The organism is Flavobacteriaceae bacterium HL-DH10, from assembly GCA_031826515.1.
Classification (GTDB): domain Bacteria; phylum Bacteroidota; class Bacteroidia; order Flavobacteriales; family Flavobacteriaceae; genus Thalassobellus; species Thalassobellus suaedae.
Genome location: CP134536.1, coordinates 2,886,494 through 2,904,064, shown reverse-complemented (window position 1 = coordinate 2,904,064; position 17,571 = coordinate 2,886,494). Strand labels below are relative to the sequence as shown.

At 30.8% G+C, this 17,571-nt stretch carries 20 protein-coding genes; 11 read left to right on the top strand and 9 right to left on the bottom strand.

Annotated features, from left to right (window positions below):
- Positions 1-6 precede the first annotated feature (6 nt).
- The 3 genes from RHP49_12395 to RHP49_12385 all read left to right on the top strand — a co-directional run bounded on the left by RHP49_12395 (position 7) and on the right by RHP49_12385 (position 2,135).
- On the top strand, positions 7-768 hold the full coding sequence (locus RHP49_12395) for a 5'-nucleotidase (GenBank protein WNH11697.1): 762 nt from the start codon (positions 7-9) through the stop codon (positions 766-768).
- 1 nt (position 769) lies between these two features.
- On the top strand, positions 770-1,681 hold the full coding sequence (locus tag RHP49_12390; GenBank protein WNH11696.1) for a metallophosphatase: 912 nt from the start codon (positions 770-772) through the stop codon (positions 1,679-1,681).
- Between the two features lie 70 nt (positions 1,682-1,751).
- Positions 1,752-2,135 carry a DoxX family protein gene (locus tag RHP49_12385; GenBank protein WNH11695.1) on the top strand — a complete coding sequence of 128 codons (384 nt, stop codon included), beginning with the start codon at positions 1,752-1,754 and terminating at the stop codon, positions 2,133-2,135.
- Position 2,136: 1 nt separating this feature from the next.
- Here RHP49_12385 and RHP49_12380 read toward each other — a convergent pair whose 3' ends face one another.
- From RHP49_12380 to prmC, 3 genes are all read right to left on the bottom strand, one after another.
- Complete coding sequence (locus tag RHP49_12380; GenBank protein ID WNH11694.1) at positions 2,137-2,850, bottom strand: hypothetical protein; 714 nt, start codon at positions 2,848-2,850, stop codon at positions 2,137-2,139.
- Positions 2,851-2,936: 86 nt separating this feature from the next.
- Positions 2,937-4,934, bottom strand: a complete 1,998-nt coding sequence (gene ligA / locus RHP49_12375) for an NAD-dependent DNA ligase LigA (protein WNH11693.1) — start codon at positions 4,932-4,934, stop codon at positions 2,937-2,939.
- Positions 4,934-5,791, bottom strand: coding sequence for a peptide chain release factor N(5)-glutamine methyltransferase (gene prmC / locus RHP49_12370; GenBank protein ID WNH11692.1), 858 nt, complete (start codon positions 5,789-5,791; stop codon positions 4,934-4,936). Before prmC ends, ligA begins: the two co-directional genes overlap by 1 nt.
- 193 nt (positions 5,792-5,984) lie before the next feature.
- Here prmC and RHP49_12365 point away from each other — a divergent pair, with 193 nt between their 5' ends.
- Genes RHP49_12365 through RHP49_12350 form a run of 4 tightly spaced genes read left to right on the top strand, consistent with a single transcriptional unit; the run spans position 5,985 to position 8,712 of the window.
- Positions 5,985-6,467 carry a hypothetical protein gene (locus RHP49_12365; protein WNH11691.1) on the top strand — a complete coding sequence of 161 codons (483 nt, stop codon included), beginning with the start codon at positions 5,985-5,987 and terminating at the stop codon, positions 6,465-6,467.
- A gap of 6 nt (positions 6,468-6,473) precedes the next feature.
- Positions 6,474-7,481, top strand: coding sequence for a bifunctional diaminohydroxyphosphoribosylaminopyrimidine deaminase/5-amino-6-(5-phosphoribosylamino)uracil reductase RibD (ribD, locus tag RHP49_12360; GenBank protein ID WNH11690.1), 1,008 nt, complete (start codon positions 6,474-6,476; stop codon positions 7,479-7,481).
- Positions 7,474-8,085, top strand: a complete 612-nt coding sequence (locus tag RHP49_12355) for an HAD family phosphatase (protein WNH11689.1) — start codon at positions 7,474-7,476, stop codon at positions 8,083-8,085. The genes ribD and RHP49_12355 overlap by 8 nt, the downstream gene beginning before the upstream one ends.
- Positions 8,086-8,091: 6 nt before the next feature.
- Positions 8,092-8,712 carry a YigZ family protein gene (locus tag RHP49_12350; GenBank protein ID WNH11688.1) on the top strand — a complete coding sequence of 207 codons (621 nt, stop codon included), beginning with the start codon at positions 8,092-8,094 and terminating at the stop codon, positions 8,710-8,712.
- On the opposite strand, the gene RHP49_12345 is transcribed toward RHP49_12350, so the two are convergent.
- Positions 8,702-9,100, bottom strand: coding sequence for a thioesterase family protein (locus RHP49_12345; protein ID WNH11687.1), 399 nt, complete (start codon positions 9,098-9,100; stop codon positions 8,702-8,704). The genes RHP49_12350 and RHP49_12345 overlap by 11 nt on opposite strands.
- Positions 9,101-9,286: 186 nt before the next feature.
- On the opposite strand from RHP49_12345, the gene dnaA reads away from it, so the two are divergent.
- From dnaA to RHP49_12330, 3 genes are read left to right on the top strand one after another with little or no spacing between them, the layout of a single operon-like run.
- Positions 9,287-10,714, top strand: coding sequence for a chromosomal replication initiator protein DnaA (gene dnaA, locus RHP49_12340; protein WNH11686.1), 1,428 nt, complete (start codon positions 9,287-9,289; stop codon positions 10,712-10,714).
- 12 nt (positions 10,715-10,726) lie between these two features.
- Positions 10,727-11,194: a low molecular weight protein-tyrosine-phosphatase gene (locus tag RHP49_12335; GenBank protein WNH11685.1), complete on the top strand. Its 468-nt coding sequence runs from the start codon at positions 10,727-10,729 to the stop codon at positions 11,192-11,194.
- On the top strand, positions 11,181-11,897 hold the full coding sequence (locus tag RHP49_12330; protein WNH11684.1) for an SAM-dependent methyltransferase: 717 nt from the start codon (positions 11,181-11,183) through the stop codon (positions 11,895-11,897). Before RHP49_12335 ends, RHP49_12330 begins: the two co-directional genes overlap by 14 nt.
- A 31-nt stretch (positions 11,898-11,928) precedes the next feature.
- On the opposite strand, the gene RHP49_12325 is transcribed toward RHP49_12330, so the two are convergent.
- From RHP49_12325 to dapF, 5 genes are all read right to left on the bottom strand, one after another.
- Positions 11,929-12,588: a peptidoglycan-binding protein LysM gene (locus RHP49_12325; protein ID WNH11683.1), complete on the bottom strand. Its 660-nt coding sequence runs from the start codon at positions 12,586-12,588 to the stop codon at positions 11,929-11,931.
- Between the two features lie 111 nt (positions 12,589-12,699).
- Positions 12,700-13,611, bottom strand: a complete 912-nt coding sequence (locus RHP49_12320; GenBank protein ID WNH11682.1) for a DUF2279 domain-containing protein — start codon at positions 13,609-13,611, stop codon at positions 12,700-12,702.
- Entirely contained in the window at positions 13,611-14,654 is a 1,044-nt protein-coding gene (mltG, locus tag RHP49_12315; protein ID WNH11681.1) for an endolytic transglycosylase MltG, read from the bottom strand. Before mltG ends, RHP49_12320 begins: the two co-directional genes overlap by 1 nt.
- A complete protein-coding gene (locus RHP49_12310) occupies positions 14,655-15,179 on the bottom strand; it encodes a GNAT family N-acetyltransferase (protein WNH11680.1) in 525 nt (174 codons plus the stop codon). It lies immediately after the preceding gene.
- A complete protein-coding gene (gene dapF / locus RHP49_12305) occupies positions 15,176-15,949 on the bottom strand; it encodes a diaminopimelate epimerase (GenBank protein ID WNH11679.1) in 774 nt (257 codons plus the stop codon). Before dapF ends, RHP49_12310 begins: the two co-directional genes overlap by 4 nt.
- Before the next feature lie 217 nt (positions 15,950-16,166).
- Here dapF and RHP49_12300 point away from each other — a divergent pair, with 217 nt between their 5' ends.
- A complete protein-coding gene (locus tag RHP49_12300; GenBank protein WNH11678.1) occupies positions 16,167-17,570 on the top strand; it encodes a trypsin-like peptidase domain-containing protein in 1,404 nt (467 codons plus the stop codon).
- Position 17,571 lies beyond the last annotated feature (1 nt).

Below are 17,571 nucleotides of genomic sequence, written 5' to 3'. Positions count from 1 at the left end.
TAACACATGAGGTTCACACATTTATTTTTTTTGTTAAATATTTTATTTTTTTTCAGTTGCAAACAAGAACCATTTCACCTTAAAACTATAGAAGGAAAACAGATTCCTGTTACAGATTCTTTATCTCTTAATTCTGAAATTGAAGATTTTATTAAACCCTATAGAGAACATGTTCAAAAAAAATTAGATAGCGTTTTAGCCTATTCAAAAGAAGATTATTCAAAAACTGATAGCGAATTTAATACGGCTATTGGCAACTTTATGGCCGATGCTATTTTTAATGAAGCCAACCCTATTTTTAAAATGAGAACAGGTCACAATATAGACATGGTAATTTTGAATTATGGTAGTATTCGTTCTTCAATTTCTAAAGGAAATATTACATTTAAAACAGCTTATCGATTAATGCCTTTTGAAAACAGCATTGTTGTAGTCGCCTTAAAAGGTTCTCAAATTAAAAATCTTGTTTCTTATTTAATTAAATCAAAAGAAGCGCACCCAATATCAAAACTGAAACTATCTATTGATGAAAATTTTAATTTAATTGATTACACAATAAATGGACGTAAAGTAGAAACAGACAAAGTTTATTATGTAGCCAGTAATGATTATTTATATAATGGTGGTGATGATATGACTTTTTTTAAACCTAATGACAGCTTATATATCTTAAATTATAAAGTTAGAAATGCCTTAATTGATAATTTTATTAAAATTGACACCCTGAAAACAATTAGAGACGACAGATTTATACAAATTACCAATTAAAATGAAACGTAGAGATTTTTTACAACAAGCAACAGCTGGAACCGCATTAATAACTCTTGGTAGTTTTGGTTTACAGTCGTTTACAACATCTCCAAAAACTAAAAAAATCACTATTTTACATACTAATGATGTACATAGTAATATTGACACTTTTGAAGATGGAAAATACGCTAATAAAGGTGGCGTTGCTAGACGTGCTACTTTAATTGAATCTATTAGAAAAGAAAACCCACACACACTTTTGTTTGATGCTGGTGATATTTTTCAAGGCACACCTTACTTTAACTATTATGGTGGCGAACTAGAATTTAAGTTAATGAGCATGCTAAAATACGATGCTGCTACTATTGGTAATCATGATTTTGACAATGGGATTGATGGACTATTTGCCCAATTTCCTCATAAAAACTTTGAATTTGTTACGGCTAATTATGATTTTTCAAATACCATACTAAACACACATACTAAACCTTATAAAATTTTCATGAAAAACGGTATTAAAATAGGCGTTTTTGGTTTAGGTATTGAATTAAACGGATTAGTTCTCCCTGAATTGAGTAAAGAAACAAAGTATTTAGACCCTATTGAAATCACTCAAGACATGACTCGTATTTTAAAAACAGAAGAAAAATGCGATTTAATAATTTGTCTATCGCATTTAGGTTATTATGAAGAAAAGAAACCAAACAAAATATGCGACTTAAAACTAGCTGCTGTCACTAAAGATATCGACTTAATTATTGGAGGACATACACATACTTTTTTATCTAAACCGACCGTTGTAAAAAACTTAGAAGGCAAAAACACATTAGTGAATCAAGTTGGATGTTATGGTATTAATCTCGGAAAAATAGACTTCTATTTTGATTTAGATAAAAATAAATCAGCTAATGGTGTGTCTATAATTGTGTAATTCTTATTTAAGCTGATAGTTATTAGAATATGAAACGACATAATGTTTACCTCTTTTAAACATTATAAAAATGAAAAAACACATCCCATTCATTCTTAGGATTATTGTAGCAGCAATACTTATTCAAACATTACGTTTTAAATTCACAGCGCATCCAGATAGTGTTTATATTTTTAAAAAAATGGGTTTAGAACCTTACGGAAGAATTGGAATTGGCATTTTAGAATTAATTGCGGGCCTCCTATTACTTATTCCTAAAACTGTATGGTTAGGCGCACTACTTACTTTAAGTGTGATTGGAGGCGCTATATTAATGCACTTAACAATTTTGGGAATGGAGATAAATAATGATAATGGGATCTTGTTTACTACAGCTATCGTAACCTTTTTACTTGCTTTTAAGATACTTTATATTTACAAAAAAGACATCCCTTTTATTAATAAATCACATTAAGTTATTCTATTACCATAACTATTTCCTTTTTATCTTCATCTACAAGTTTAGATTGTTTATAGAAAAAGTAAAAAGCCAAAAGAGATAGTGTTCCTGAAATAATATTAAGTAAATTTCTTTCTGCAACATAAGTATATGCTACCCATATGACTTCAGAAAAAACAATACATAATACTCCTATAAATAAGTATAATGATTTGTTATTATCTCGATAAAAAAAGTTTAATAAAGAAGCTGATAAAGTTACTAGCATCACAATATTATAAACTAACTCTACATAATATTCGTTTGTCATTTTTACATAAGGGTCTATTATAACCTGCAATACATAAACAATATAAAAACTTAACGCTATTAAAACAATTAAATGTATTTTAAAATTTTTAAGAACATGAATTATGCTTATGGATTTGCAAATTTTAAGAAACAAAGAAACATAAGCTAAGATATACAGCGCATTCCCTACAAAATAATCAATCTTATAAGGAATATAATCATCGATTAAAACCATTAAATCTGAAATAGAAAATAAGATTAAAAAGAGTGAGAAAAATAAAGTTTTACGCTTAACAAACAAAAAATAAGCTAAAGTAATTGTTGGTACTAGTAATGCATCAAAATTTTCAGCTAATGTTAAATTACCTTTTAATTGAAAAAACACAAATACTATATAAAATAGCACTAATAAACCCACCAAGATTCTTGACTTGTACATAACATCTATTTAAGGTTAATGCACAAATATAAAAAAAATTAACAATTAGGCGGGGAAAATATACTTTTTATCGATTTTTTTTTGATTTATTTTAATTTTTGTAGGAATTCATATTCATTAATTAATAGTATATTTAATTTTTCCGCTTTTTCTCTTTTACTAGGTCCCATATTGTCGCCCGCGATTATATAACTTGTTTTTGATGAAATAGAACTACTCACCTTACCTCCGTTATCTTCAATAAGCTTTTTAAGCTCATTTCTTGAAATGCTTTCAAACACACCTGTAATCACAATTGATTGCCCTTGTAATTTATTGGTTTGTCCAATAAGTTGTTCTGCCGACATTTCTAAATGAACTCCAAACGATTTTAATCTTTCAATAATAGATACATTTTTTTCTGAAGAAAAGAAGGCTACCAAACTTTGCGCAATCTTTACTCCAATTTCATCAACATTTACCAAATCTTCTTCTGAAGCATTAGCAATAGCATCAATACTTTTATAATGCTTCGCTAATTTTTTAGCAACAGTTTCTCCTACATAACGAATACCTAGAGCATATAAAACACGTTCAAAAGGAATGTTTTTAGATTCTAAAATACCTTTAATCAAATTATCGGCACTCTTTTCAGCCATACGTTCTAGAGGAACAACCTGATCTTTAGTCAATTCATATAAATCAGAGTAATTATTAATTAAGCCTTCATTTACTAAAAGCGCAACCGTTTCTCCTCCCAAACCATCAATATCCATAGCTTTCCTAGAAATAAAATGCTGAATACGTCCAATTATTTGGGGCTTACAACCATTATAATTAGGACAATAATGTTGTGCTTCACCTTCTTGCCTAACCAATTCTGTACCACATTCCGGACAATTAGTAATATATATTGTTGGAGTAGAATCTATTGGTCGTTTAGTTAAATCGACTCCAAGAATTTTAGGAATTATCTCGCCGCCTTTTTCAACATAAACTTCGTCTCCTACTCTAATATCTAGTTTTTCAATTTGATCGGCATTGTGCAGTGATGCACGTTTAACCGTAGTTCCTGCCAATTCTACTGGTTCTAAATTCGCAACAGGCGTAATAGCCCCAGTTCGCCCCACTTGATAGGTAATGCTATTTAATTTTGTAGAAACCCGTTCTGCCTTAAACTTATAAGCCATTGCCCAACGTGGTGCCTTAGCGGTATAACCTAACTCTTCTTGCTTTTGTAAACTATTTACTTTTACAACAACACCATCGGTTTCATAAGGTAAATTGTGTCGATGTATATCCCAATAATCTATAAACTTTAAAACAGCATCAATAGAAGGAACAAGTTTAGCTGCAATTGGTACTTTAAATCCCCATTTTCTTGCGGCTTCTAAACTTTCAAATTGAGAATTTATTCCCAAATTTGATCCTATTAAATTATAAAGCAAACACTCTAACGGACGCTTAGCCACTTCAGCACTATCCTGCAATTTCAAACTTCCAGAAGCGGTATTTCTAGTGTTCCTATAAGGCTCCTCACCTATTTCAATGCGTTCTTCATTCATTTTATTAAAACCATCAAACGGTAACACTATTTCACCTCTAGCATCAAATTTTGATGGGTAATCACCTTTTAATTGTAAAGGCACCGACTTAATAGTTTTTATATTAGCGGTTACATTATCGCCTTGAAATCCATCACCTCGTGTTAATGCTCGAACCAACTTACCTTCTTCATAAGTTAAACTAATGGATGCTCCATCATATTTTAACTCGCAAGTATATTGAATGTCACCATCTACCAGTTTTCTAATACGCGTTTCCCAATCTTGTAAATCTTCTTTTGAATACGAATTATCTAAAGAATACATGCGATGTTCATGCGGAATGGTTTCAAAATTCTTGGTCACTTCTCCTCCCACACGCTGTGACGGAGAATTAGCATCAAAAAACTCTGGATGCTTTGCTTCCAGCTCTTGAAGGGTTTTTAACTTTATATCAAAATCATAATCAGAAATTGTAGGATGATCTAAAACATAATAATTATAGTTGTGTTCGCGTAATTCTTCACGCAAAGCTTGTATTTGCTCTTTAATACTACTCATTATTCTTTTTCACCTTTAATCATTCTATCTTTTTTAAAGATATCTTGTTTTAATTGAATGTTTTTAAAATTATTTTTTAATAAAAGTCGAATCATATCTTTACCCAAAAACTCATTAATTTCAAAAAATAATTGTCCGTTTTTATTTAGCTTCTCAACCGCAAACTCAGTAATCGCTTTGTAAAACTGCAACGGATTTTCATCTTTCACAAACAAAGCTAAATGCGGTTCGTTGTTTAAAACATTAGCTTTCATTAATTCTTTTTCCTTATCTCTAACATAAGGCGGATTAGATACAATAATATCAAATTCTGATTCCTCATTAAATACAGACTGATTAATATTTAAAATATCAGCTTCAATAAATTCAATGTCTACATCATTTAATTCAGCATTTTTTCGAGCTATTTTTAAAGCGTCTTTACTTATATCTAAAGCATACACTTTAACATTCTTTAATCTCTTAGCTAAAGCAACAGCAATACAACCACTTCCTGTACCAATATCTAAAATTCGTATTTCTGAATTGTAATTTTTGAATTCTTTAATAATCCATTCAACCAGTTCTTCGGTTTCTGGTCTAGGTATTAACGTATGCTCATTTACTTTAAAAGGCAAACCGTAAAATTCCGTTTCACCTAAAATATACTGTATCGGTTTTTCTTCCTCTAATAAATGCAGGGCCTCCAAAACCCTACCAGCATCCTTAACAGCATACTCTAAATTTAAAGCTAACTGCAGTCTTGAAACATTATAATACGCCTCTATTAAAATATAAAAGAAACTATCCACCTCTTCTTCTCCATAGATGGCATCTAATTTTTGATGAAACGTATATTGTATTTCCTTTAATTTCATATGCTTATTTCTATTGCTGCTTCTAAGAGCTAGATAGAGCTCTAGTGTAATTATGTCTTTATATGACTAATTTTTAGTCATGGATGTTTCAAATACCCTAAAACAACAACTTCTATTTTGATTTTATGTAAACTTAGTTTTTCGAATAACTATAGTATCTTTACTAACTCTAAAAAATGCTAATTTTACGCAAGTGAAGATACTTAAATCTAAAAAACACAAGATAAAACGACTTATAATTTTATCAACAATATCAAGTCTTTTTTTTAACTGTACGGTTAAAGAAAAACCTCAATTTATAAACGTTGGTAATATTAAAGTTTCAGAATCTACATCAAAAAACATAACGCTTCATGCTGATGCTTATTTTCTAAACCCCAATGACATTGGTGGTGAATTAAAAACTGACGAAATAAAAATTTATGTGAATGACAATGAAATGACTTCAGTTTCTACAAAAAACTTCAATGTACCTGCTAAAAAAGAATTTTCAATTCCGTTAAAAGCGAACATTCCAACCGACAGTATTTTTAGCAATAAAAATCTAAGTGGTTTAATAGGAAGTTTATTCAGTAAAAAATTTAAAGTACAATACAAAGGCGATATCATTTATAAAGTTTTTGGATTTTCATACCGATATCATGTTGACGAAACTGAAACTATAAAAATTAAATAATAAACATTGTCGCACCACGAAACTTACATAAAACGTTGCCTGGAAATTGCTAAAAATGGTTTAGGAAGCACAAGACCCAATCCTATGGTTGGCAGTGTCGTTGTACACAACAATATTATTATCAGCGAAGGTTACACAAGTGCCTATGGAGGTAACCACGCCGAAGTAAATGCTATAAAAAATGCAAAAGACAAATCGCTTTTAAAAGAAGCAACCATTTATGTAACCTTAGAACCTTGCGCTCACTTTGGCAAAACACCACCTTGTAGCGATTTAATAATTAAGCATCAAATACCAAATGTGGTTATTGGCTGTATGGATGATAATTTACAAGTTGCTGGTAAAGGAATTGAAAAACTAAAAAATGCAGGATGCAATGTTATTGTTGGCGTTTTAGAAAATGAATGTAAAAAACACCACAAACGTTTTTTTACATTTCACAACAAAAAACGACCTTACATTATTTTAAAATGGGCTGAAAGTTCGGATGGGTTTATAGCTCCTGAATCTAAAAATGAACGAAAACCAGTTTGGATAACCAATGTGTTTTCGAGACAACTAGTTCATAAATGGCGCACCGAAGAACAAGCTATTTTAGTTGGCACCAATACGGTTTTACAAGACAATCCTAGTTTAACAGCCAGAGATTGGACAGGAGAAAACCCAGTACGTGTTGTCATTGACAAAACACATAAGCTATCAAATAATAATTATTCCATTTTTAATGATGCCGCTGAAACTATTACTATTTCACAAAACAATATAGATTTCTCAAAGCACCTAGCACAACAAATTTGCGAGGTTTTATTTAAAAAAAACATAAACTCTGTAATTATTGAAGGAGGTGCAAAAACACTACAAACCTTTATAGATGAAAACCTATGGGATGAAGCGCGCGTTTTTACTGGGTCAATTAAATTTGAAAAAGGCATCAAAGCTCCTAAATTTTCTGGACAATTAATTTCAGAAAAAAATATCATGACTGATTATCTTAAAACTTATACAAATGATTAAAACAATTATTTTCGATTTTGGCAATGTATTTATCAATTTAGATATTGAAGGTGCAACAAACAAAATGCTAGAAGCCTTAAATATTGAAGTCTTTTCAGAAGAAATGATTGCTTTTAACAGCTTTTACGAACAAGGATTAATTTCAACAAATGAATTTATAGATTTTTATTCTGAAAACTTTCCGATGCTTTCAAAAGAAGAATTGATTGATTTATGGAATTTTATGCTCAAAGATTTCCCTGAACACCGATTAGATTTTTTAAAAACACTAAAAGCCTCTAACAAATACAAACTTGTTTTATTAAGCAACACCAACGAACTTCATATTAATTGGGTTAAAGAAAACGTGCCATTTTATAATGAGTTTAAAAATTGTTTTAATGCGTTTTACTTATCACAAGAAATTCAATTAAGAAAACCAAATAAAGATATTTTTGAATTTGTCTTAGATGAAAACAATTTAAAAGCAGATGAATGCTTATTTATTGATGATAATCAAAACAATATAGACACAGCCAATACAATAAAAATAAAAACGTGGCATATTAACCCTGAAACTGAAGATATATCAGATATATTTAAAATTAAAAGTGATTTATTCTAATCTTTTTTGACTGAAAACGATACATACAAAACCATTGAAACAGCTACAGAACCTGTTCTGTTTAAAGATAAAAACAGCAAGTTTTTCGGTTATCTTTTCCCTGTTTTAAATGAAGACTCCGTAAAGCATCATATTGAATCTTTAAAAAAAGAACACCACGCAGCTAGACATTGGTGTTACGCCTACCAATTAGGCACCGAAACTATAACATACCGAGCTAACGATGACGGAGAACCAAGCAATAGCGCAGGTATGCCAATTTACGGACAGATACAATCTTTTGGAGTTACCAATGTTTTAATTGTAGTTGTACGTTATTTTGGTGGCGTAAAATTAGGTGTTGGCGGATTAATAAATGCGTACAGAACAGCTGCTCAAATGGTATTAGAAGCTTCAACTATTATCGAAAAAACAATCAACATAGATTACCTTATAATATTCGATTACAAAAACATGAATACAGTAATGCGTATTATAAAAGAAAAAAAATTGAATATCATTAATCAAAAACTAGAAATGGATTGTCAAATAACAATTTCTGTAAGAAAAAAAGATGCAGAATTTGTTTTTGAAACGTTCAATCACCTTTTCGAAATAAAAATAAAAGAAATTTATATTAATTCTTAATAGCGTCTAAAATATACTTAGGAGCTCTAGTTGGCTTGTTTGTTTTCATATCAATAAAAACCAAAACAGTACTTGCTGTTGTTAAAATTTCACCTTCTTCATTAGTGATTTCATATTCAAATTCAATCTTAGCAGTAGGCACTTTTTTTAGTTGAGTTTTTACATTAATTACATCATCATAACCTACTGATTTTTTATAGTTTATATTTAAAGAAACAACTGGTAACATAACACCATTTTTTTCCATATCTTTATAAGAAACTCCCAACTTCCGTAGCCATTCAATTCTTCCCATTTCAAGATATAATGCGTAATTCCCATGATATACTACACCCATCTGATCTGTTTCACCATATCTCACTCTAATTTGTATTTCGTCGATTTTCATAAGGTTTTTAAAATATTTTTTTGTAGCTTCGGCAAGAGGTTAAACATGGTGAAAATTTTCCAGAAATTCAATGACATTTCATTTTTTTTTTAAGAATTTTGTTCACATATTTGCCACTCAAAAATAAGGGGTAAAGATTCGAGTTTTTTACCAGAACAAACTAACAAAAAATCACAAAATTAAACAATGAGTGTAACTGCGCAATCGGTATGGAATAATTGCTTATTATTTATAAAGGATAACATCCAACCGCAAGCATACAAAACTTGGTTTGAACCAATCGTTGCAGTTAAACTTTCAGATAAAGCTTTGAGTATTCAAGTACCAAGTAAATTCTTTTACGAATGGCTTGAAGAACATTATGTAAAAATACTTAAAGTATCACTCACAAAAGAATTAGGAGAAAATGCTAAACTTGTTTACATTATTAAAATGGAAAACACGTATGGTAATAAGCAACCATTTACAGAAAAAATCCCTAGTTCTAACAGAAGTGGTCTAAAATCGCAAGATGTCGATATTCCATTAAATAATAAAAATCCCGAATTAAGAAACCCTTTCGTAATTCCTGGTATTAGAAATGTAAAAATAGAGTCTCAACTTAACCCTAATTACAGTTTTGATAACTTTTTGGAAGGCGACTCTAACCGTTTGGCACGTAGTGCTGGTTTAGCTGTTGCAGCAAAACCAGGGGGCACATCTTTTAATCCGTTATTAATTTTTGGAGGTGTTGGTTTAGGAAAAACGCATTTAGCACATGCTATTGGGGTTGACATAAAAGACAAATACCCAGAAAAAACCGTTTTATATATTTCTGCTGAAAAATTTACTCAGCAATATATAGACTCTGTAAAGAAAAATAATAGAAATGATTTTATTCACTTCTATCAAATAATAGATGTATTAATTATTGATGATGTACAATTCCTTTCTGGGAAAACAGGTACACAGGATGTATTCTTCCATATTTTCAATCATTTACATCAAAACGGTAAACAAGTTATTTTAACAAGTGACAAAGCACCTGTTGATATGCAAGATATTGAGCAACGCTTACTATCTCGTTTTAAATGGGGACTTTCTGCCGAATTACAAAACCCAGATTTTGAGACTAGAGTTTCCATTTTAAAGAACAAATTATATCGTGATGGCGTTGAAATGCCTGAAGATATAATTGAGTATGTCGCAAAAAACATAAAAACAAATGTTCGTGAGTTAGAAGGTGCTATTATATCTTTAATCGCTCAATCGTCATTCAATAAAAAAGAAATCACTATTGATTTAGCGAGACTCATTGTTGAGAAATTTGTAAAAAACACAAAACGCGAAGTTTCTATTGATTACATACAAAAAGTAGTGTCTGATTATTTTCAAATGGATATCGACACACTGCAATCTAAAACTAGAAAACGCCATATTGTTCAGGCCAGACAGTTAGCCATGTTTTTTGCGAAAAAATTCACAAAAGCATCTTTAGCTAGCATTGGTTCGCAAATAGGAAAACGAGATCATGCCACTGTTTTGCATGCTTGTAAAACGGTAGACAACTTATCGTCAACAGATAAACAATTTAGAAAATATGTTGAAGATATATCTAAAAAACTTACTGTTTAAAACTTAATTACAATGACTAAAATCCTCATGGTTTGTTTGGGAAACATTTGTCGTTCTCCACTAGCTGAAGGTATATTAAAGTCTAAACTTTCAAGCGACTTTTTAGTAGATTCTGCTGGAACTGCGAATTATCACACTGGAAACCCTCCAGACAAACGATCTATTGCTGTTGCCAAAAAGTACCGTTTAGACATTTCTAATTTAAGAGGAAGGCAATTTGAAGTTTCAGATTTTGATGTATTTGATTTTATTTATGTTATGGATGACTCCAACTATAATAATGTTATTCATTTAGCTAGAAATGAAGTTGATATTAAGAAAGTCAAATTTATTTTAAACGAAGTCTATCCAAATCAAAATTATAATGTTCCCGATCCTTATTATGGTGGAAATGATGGTTTTGAAAACGTTTACAAAATGCTTGATGAAGCCTGCGAAATTATTGCCAAAGATTTAAATCAACAAAATGAACTCAACTAAAGGGCAACTATACTTAATACCTACAACACTTGGCGAAAACGATCCTATGGATGTTTTACCTTTGTTAGTAAAAAAAGTTATAGAAGACACTGATACTTTTATAGTAGAAAACGAAAAAACAGCTAGACGATTCATAAAAAAGATTACTCCAGAAAAATCACAACCTTCTTTAAACATATTTCTTCTTAATAAATTTACAGAAGCTAGTGAATTACCAAACTTTTTAAACCCTTGTTTAAACGGTATTAATGTCGGACTTTTATCTGAAGCGGGATGCCCAGGTGTTGCAGATCCAGGTGCAGATATTGTAAAATTAGCACATCAAAAAAACATAAAAGTTACACCATTAGTTGGGCCTTCATCTATACTAATGGCTATTATGAGTTCTGGAATGAACGGACAAAGCTTTGCTTTTAACGGCTACCTTCCTATTGATAAAGGCGAAAGAAAATCTGAAATAAAACGATTAGAACGCCTGTCTTTTGAACACAACCAATCACAAATTTTTATTGAAACACCTTACAGAAACAATAAAATGATTGAAGACCTGTCAACTATACTTGAAAATAACACCGAAGTATGTGTAGCATGTGACATAACACTTTCAACAGAATTTATAAAAACACAAACTGCAAATGCATGGAAAAAAAATAAGGTAGACCTTCATAAAAGACCTACCATATTTATTATTCACAAAAGTTAAATTCTCACTTTCGTGAGAATGACAATTTCAATTATATTGCTTTAGCTAATTTATTTGGCTTTACAAATGAGGTATCATATCCAGAAAATCGTTTCATATAATACTGAACTGTTGTACCATAACCATCTGCAAAATTATCTAAACCATAACTTCTTAAATATTTCTTTACACTCCCTGGACCCGCCAAGTGTGCTGCTGCCAAAATACCAGATTCCGTTACCAGAATGCCATTAATTCGTCTACCAACAAAATTCTTAATATCTCTACGTAAAATCCATTTATTACGCGCAGCATTAGCAATAAATGCTTTTTCTTGAAGTATTGGATTCTTCAAAAAAAGACCAGGATTATTAATTCCTATCATTTTTAAAGTTTCTTTACCAAATTGGTATTTCCCTAAATACCCTAAAGTATTAACCGAGAAATAATTACCACCAGATTCTTTAAAAGCTAAAGCTTCTTTAAAACCTACAAAACATTTTCCTAAATAAGGAGAAAACGATTGGTTCACATCATTTGACGCTAAAACATTACCTTTAATGCTCTCGTCTTGACTTACAGTATAATGTAACTCTAAGCCATTTGTTGAGTACTTACTTAGATCTATCGTTTCATTTGATAAAAACGACACAAACAATAGAATACATATTGTAAGTGTTAGGGCTAAGTAACTTGCAATACTTTTTCTCATAAATTTAAATTTCTTCAGCCTACTTACATAGTAAAGTATGCCTGAAAATTTGAGCGTGCAAAATTAGAATTTTTTTTGATAATATCAAAATTAATCGTTCAACTACTTTTTTTAATAGTAGAATAGATGAAATACACACCCTTTTTTATTAAATTCTAACGTTGGAAAAGGTAATTTTATGGAATTAAAAATGTCAAAAAAACCTTTAAGCAACTTCGAATTTGTTTTAATTTCAGTCAAATTTACATCTAAACTTAAATAGAATTGCCGTTGTCTATCAAAATTTGTTAACAACTGATTGTCAATATCTTTAACACCGCTTAACATGCCATCAGCTCCATAGCCTACGGCAACATTCAACCATTTTGGCACTTTGCTTTCCTTAAAAAACGAATATACATTTGCACTAAGCCAATAGGTTTGACCATTATAATCTTTCAAAACTTCTTCTAAAAATCCATTACCCAACTTATCTGGACGTTGAGACGCGTACTTTGTTTGATGAAATGAAAACTTAAGCGCTATGCGTTGCTTTTTCCAAAGTAATTCTTGTCCAATATACAAAACTGTTCCCGATGCATTTGCTAAAACATCACCCCAAGAAAAACCCCATTCTTCTGAATAACCATCTAAAACCTCGACAGCTGTTAAAAATGTAAAACCTAAAGTTGCCCCGTAAATTAATTGATTTTTTTTGCTGACTCCACTCCAATTTAAAAGTTGAGCTCCATGTTTCCCTAATTGATAGGAAGTAAATACATGTCCCATCTTATCCATTTGAAGCCATTCGTTATTATCATTAATAACATGAAACTTAGACTGTCTATAATCTGCATACCAAAGCTGATTTAACCCTAGTAATGTAATTCCTGCTATTGAAGCCTCAGAAATGATTATAGCATTTCTCCTTGGTTCATTTAAAGTATCACTTGGCGTTAAAAAAACATCTATATCAGACTGTGAAAAAGTAAAAAAGGGTATTCCTGTAAATAAAAATAAATATTTTAATGCTGAAATATGCATTACCTATTTATGCCTTGAGACGATAAATATCTTTGATATGCTCTAGCATTCACATTATGTTGAGTTAAGGTTTTAGCAAATTTATGAAAGCCAAAATGCTTTGCATCTGCCGCAAAATATAAGTATTTATGTTTTTCATAACTTAAAACCGCATCAATGGCTGATATATCAGGCATAGCGATAAGCCCTGGAGGTAACCCAAGATTTTTATACGTATTATAAGGTGACTCTATATCTTTATGAACATTTAAAACACGTTTAATAACCGTATTTTGATACTCAGGAAGCTGATAAGCTGCAAATTTAAGTGTTGGGTCTGCTTGAAGCGGCATGCCAATTCTTAACCTATTCATATAAACACCTGCAATTCTTGGTTGCTCGCTTGCTTCTTTAGATTCTTCATAAACTATAGAGGCTAAAGCAATCACTTGATCTTCAGACAACCCTATATTACGTGCTTTTTCAATTCTTTTTTCATTCCAAAAACGCTTGTATTCTTTAAGCATTCTGGCTCTAAATTTTTCAGCAGACGTGTTCCAGAAAAACTCATAACTGTTAGGTAAGTACATCCCTAGAGCAGTTGCTTTATTAAAATTATTTTTAGTTAAAAATGCTTCATCTTTCATAGCATTTAAAAGAGATATACTATCAGCTTCAATTTCTTTTGAAATTCTTTCCGCTAATTTCTCTAAAGTACTTTGATTATTAAAAGATACTTTTATTGGCAAGTTATTACTTCTAATAGAGTTTATAATATCATTATTACTCATCCCTTTTTTAATAGCGTATTTACCTGCTCTTATATTAGTCGTATATTTTTTTTGTTCAGCTATATCATCAAATGTATCTATATCTTTTAACAATGGTTCTAATTGATTACGAACATCTTCATAAGTATCATTCGAAGCTATATAAACATAGGCCTCTTCATTATTAAATGCTGTATTAGGCTTTAACATAGCTTTATAAACGAAGTTTGCAAAAAAAGCAGCAGCAATAAGTCCGATAACCAAAATGGCTAAAAGTATTTTTTTTATATACATTTAATTATTAATAAGCTGAAATAAATATTCGTTTTTGTAAGCACCATTAACCAGATTCCAATCCTTTTTAAGGCCTATCATTTTAAAACCTTGATTGGAAAAAAGTTTGATACTTGTTTCGTTTTCTTCCGAAATATTACAGTAAAGTTGATGCAAACACAAATGTGTAAAACTATAATCAACTAAGAGCTTAAGAGCTTCTTTCCCATAACCTTTGCCTCTTTCGCTAGCATCTTTTACTAAAATACCAATACCTGCTCTACCGTTTTTAAAATCGAAATCGAATAAATCAATCATACCCAAAGCAGTCTCTTCATAACTTGAAATTACAAGTCTTAATTGTTTTACCTCGAAAATATCTTTATGCGCTTGCTCTAAATACTGTTTTATTAAATATTTAGAATATGGCGTTATGGTATTACTTATTTCCCAAACCGTTTCGTCGTTTTCAATAGTGTGAACAAACTCTAAATCTTCAGGTTCTAAAGCGCGTAAATAGACATTATCTCCTTTTAAAGTAATCATATAGTGCCTTTGTAAACAAAATTTGCAGGCCCCATTAACCAAACGTTTTTGTATGAACCATCTTGCACATCAAAAGATACTTTTAATTCACCACCTTCTACCTTTAAAGTGATGCAATTTTCATTAGTCTCTTTAAGCACATGCATTGCTATTGCTACAGCTGTTACACCTGTACCACAAGATAAGGTTTCATCCTCAACGCCACGTTCGTAAGTTCTTACTCTAAATGTATCGTTTGATATTTTTTTAACAAAATTTACATTAGTACCAGCTTCATTATATGGTTCGCCATAACGAATTTCAGCACCTTTTGTTTTTATATCAAAATCATTAATAAAATCCTCAAACTGGACATGATGAGGAGATCCTGTATTTAAAAACACATAATTCTCATGTTTCTCAATAGCATCAACATCTAACATTTGTAGTTTTACTATATCATTTTCAATGGTTGCATGATGCAATCCATCAATAGCTTCAAAAACAGCTTTATCTTTTATAACACCTAAATAATTTGCAAAAGCAACTAAACAACGTCCACCGTTACCACACATGGTACTTTCGTTTCCATCGGCATTATAATACACCATTTTAAAATCTAAATCTGGATGATTTTCAAGTAAAATAAGCCCATCTGCTCCTATTCCAAAACGTCTGTCGCATAAAAACGCGATGTGTTTCGTGTCTTTTTTATTGAACGTTTGCTGACGATTATCAATCATCACAAAATCGTTTCCTGTTCCTTGGTATTTATAAAAAGTCTGTTGCATAATAAAGCACAAATATATAAATAATAAGTCGTTTTTTTGATTGTTAAATACTCGTTAAAGTTGACGTTAAAAATCGTTAAAACTTAATTTGTAACTCAATAAATATTTAATTTTAATCGTTAATAAATTCCCGCCTTCACGGGAATGACCATTTCAAAGGAAACCTCGGAAATATATTTTCGAGGAATTATTTTAAAATAAAATTAAATTAAAAATTATGAAGAAGATTTTATCATTAGTATTAGTATCCGCATTAGGAGGCGTTTTAACCTTAGGTTCATATAAACTTTTTTTAGAACCAAAGCATGACGTTGCACTTAGTTCAACAAACTCTACCCCTTCTTTTTTACCTACTAGTAATGTGAGTAATTTATTAGCAACTAACGAAGCTCCAGATTTTACAGTGGCTGCTGAAAATGCAGTAAATGCAGTAGTACATGTGAAAAATGTATCTATTAGTACAGGACAAATGACTATCCAAGATTTATTTTCTGGAAGATCTCCAAAGCGCGCACAAATGGGGACAGGTTCTGGGGTTATAATCAATGCAAATGGGTATATTATTACTAATAATCATGTGATTAATAATTCTGATGAATTGTCTGTTACATTAAATAATAACAAGACTTATAAAGCTGAAATTGTAGGTTCTGACCCAAAAACCGACATTGCCTTATTGAAAATTGAACCCGATGAAGATTTACCTTATGTAACATTTGCAGATTCTGACCAAGCAAAAATTGGCGAATGGGTATTAGCTGTTGGGAATCCATTTAATTTAACCTCAACAGTAACCGCTGGTATTATTAGTGCTAAAGCACGAGATTTATCAGGTACAAGTTCACAATCTTTTATACAAACAGATGCTGCTGTAAATCCAGGTAATTCTGGTGGTGCACTTGTAAATACCAAAGGAGAACTTGTAGGTATAAATACAGCTATCTCATCGCAAACGGGTTCTTACATAGGGTATTCCTTTGCAGTACCAAGCAATATTGCTAGACGTGTAATTGAAGATATTATGGAATATGGCAATGTTCAAAATGGTATCTTAGGTATTAGTGGCGGTTCCTTAAACAGTGCCTTTGCTGAAAAATTAGGTATTAATGATACTGAAGGGATTTATGTAGACAGTGTAGTTGAAGACTCTGGTGCTGAAAAAGCGGGTATAGAAAAAGGCGATATTATTAAGGAAATAGACAACATTAAAGTGTCTAAGTTCGCCGATTTAACGGGACACATTGGCTCTAAACGTGTTGGAGATATTGTGAATTTAATTATTTCAAAAGATGGTGCGCTAAAAACTTTAGCGGTTACTTTAACTAGAAACGAAACCTATACCATGCCTTTAGTTGGAAGAATTAAAAACACAAAAAAACAAGATTTAAAAAAGCTAAAAGCGACTAATGGTGTTAAAATAATTGAATTAAATGAAGAATATGCCGATTATTGGAAAAACAATGGTGTAGAAGAAGGTGCTATTATTACTTCCATTAATAATACTAAAATAAATAATGTTGACGACGTAAAAGAAGCTTTAGAAAACAAATCGTCTCACGAGCCTCTAAGAATTGAACTTATAAACTCTAACGGAGAAAAAGAGCGCTATAACTTTAGGTAGT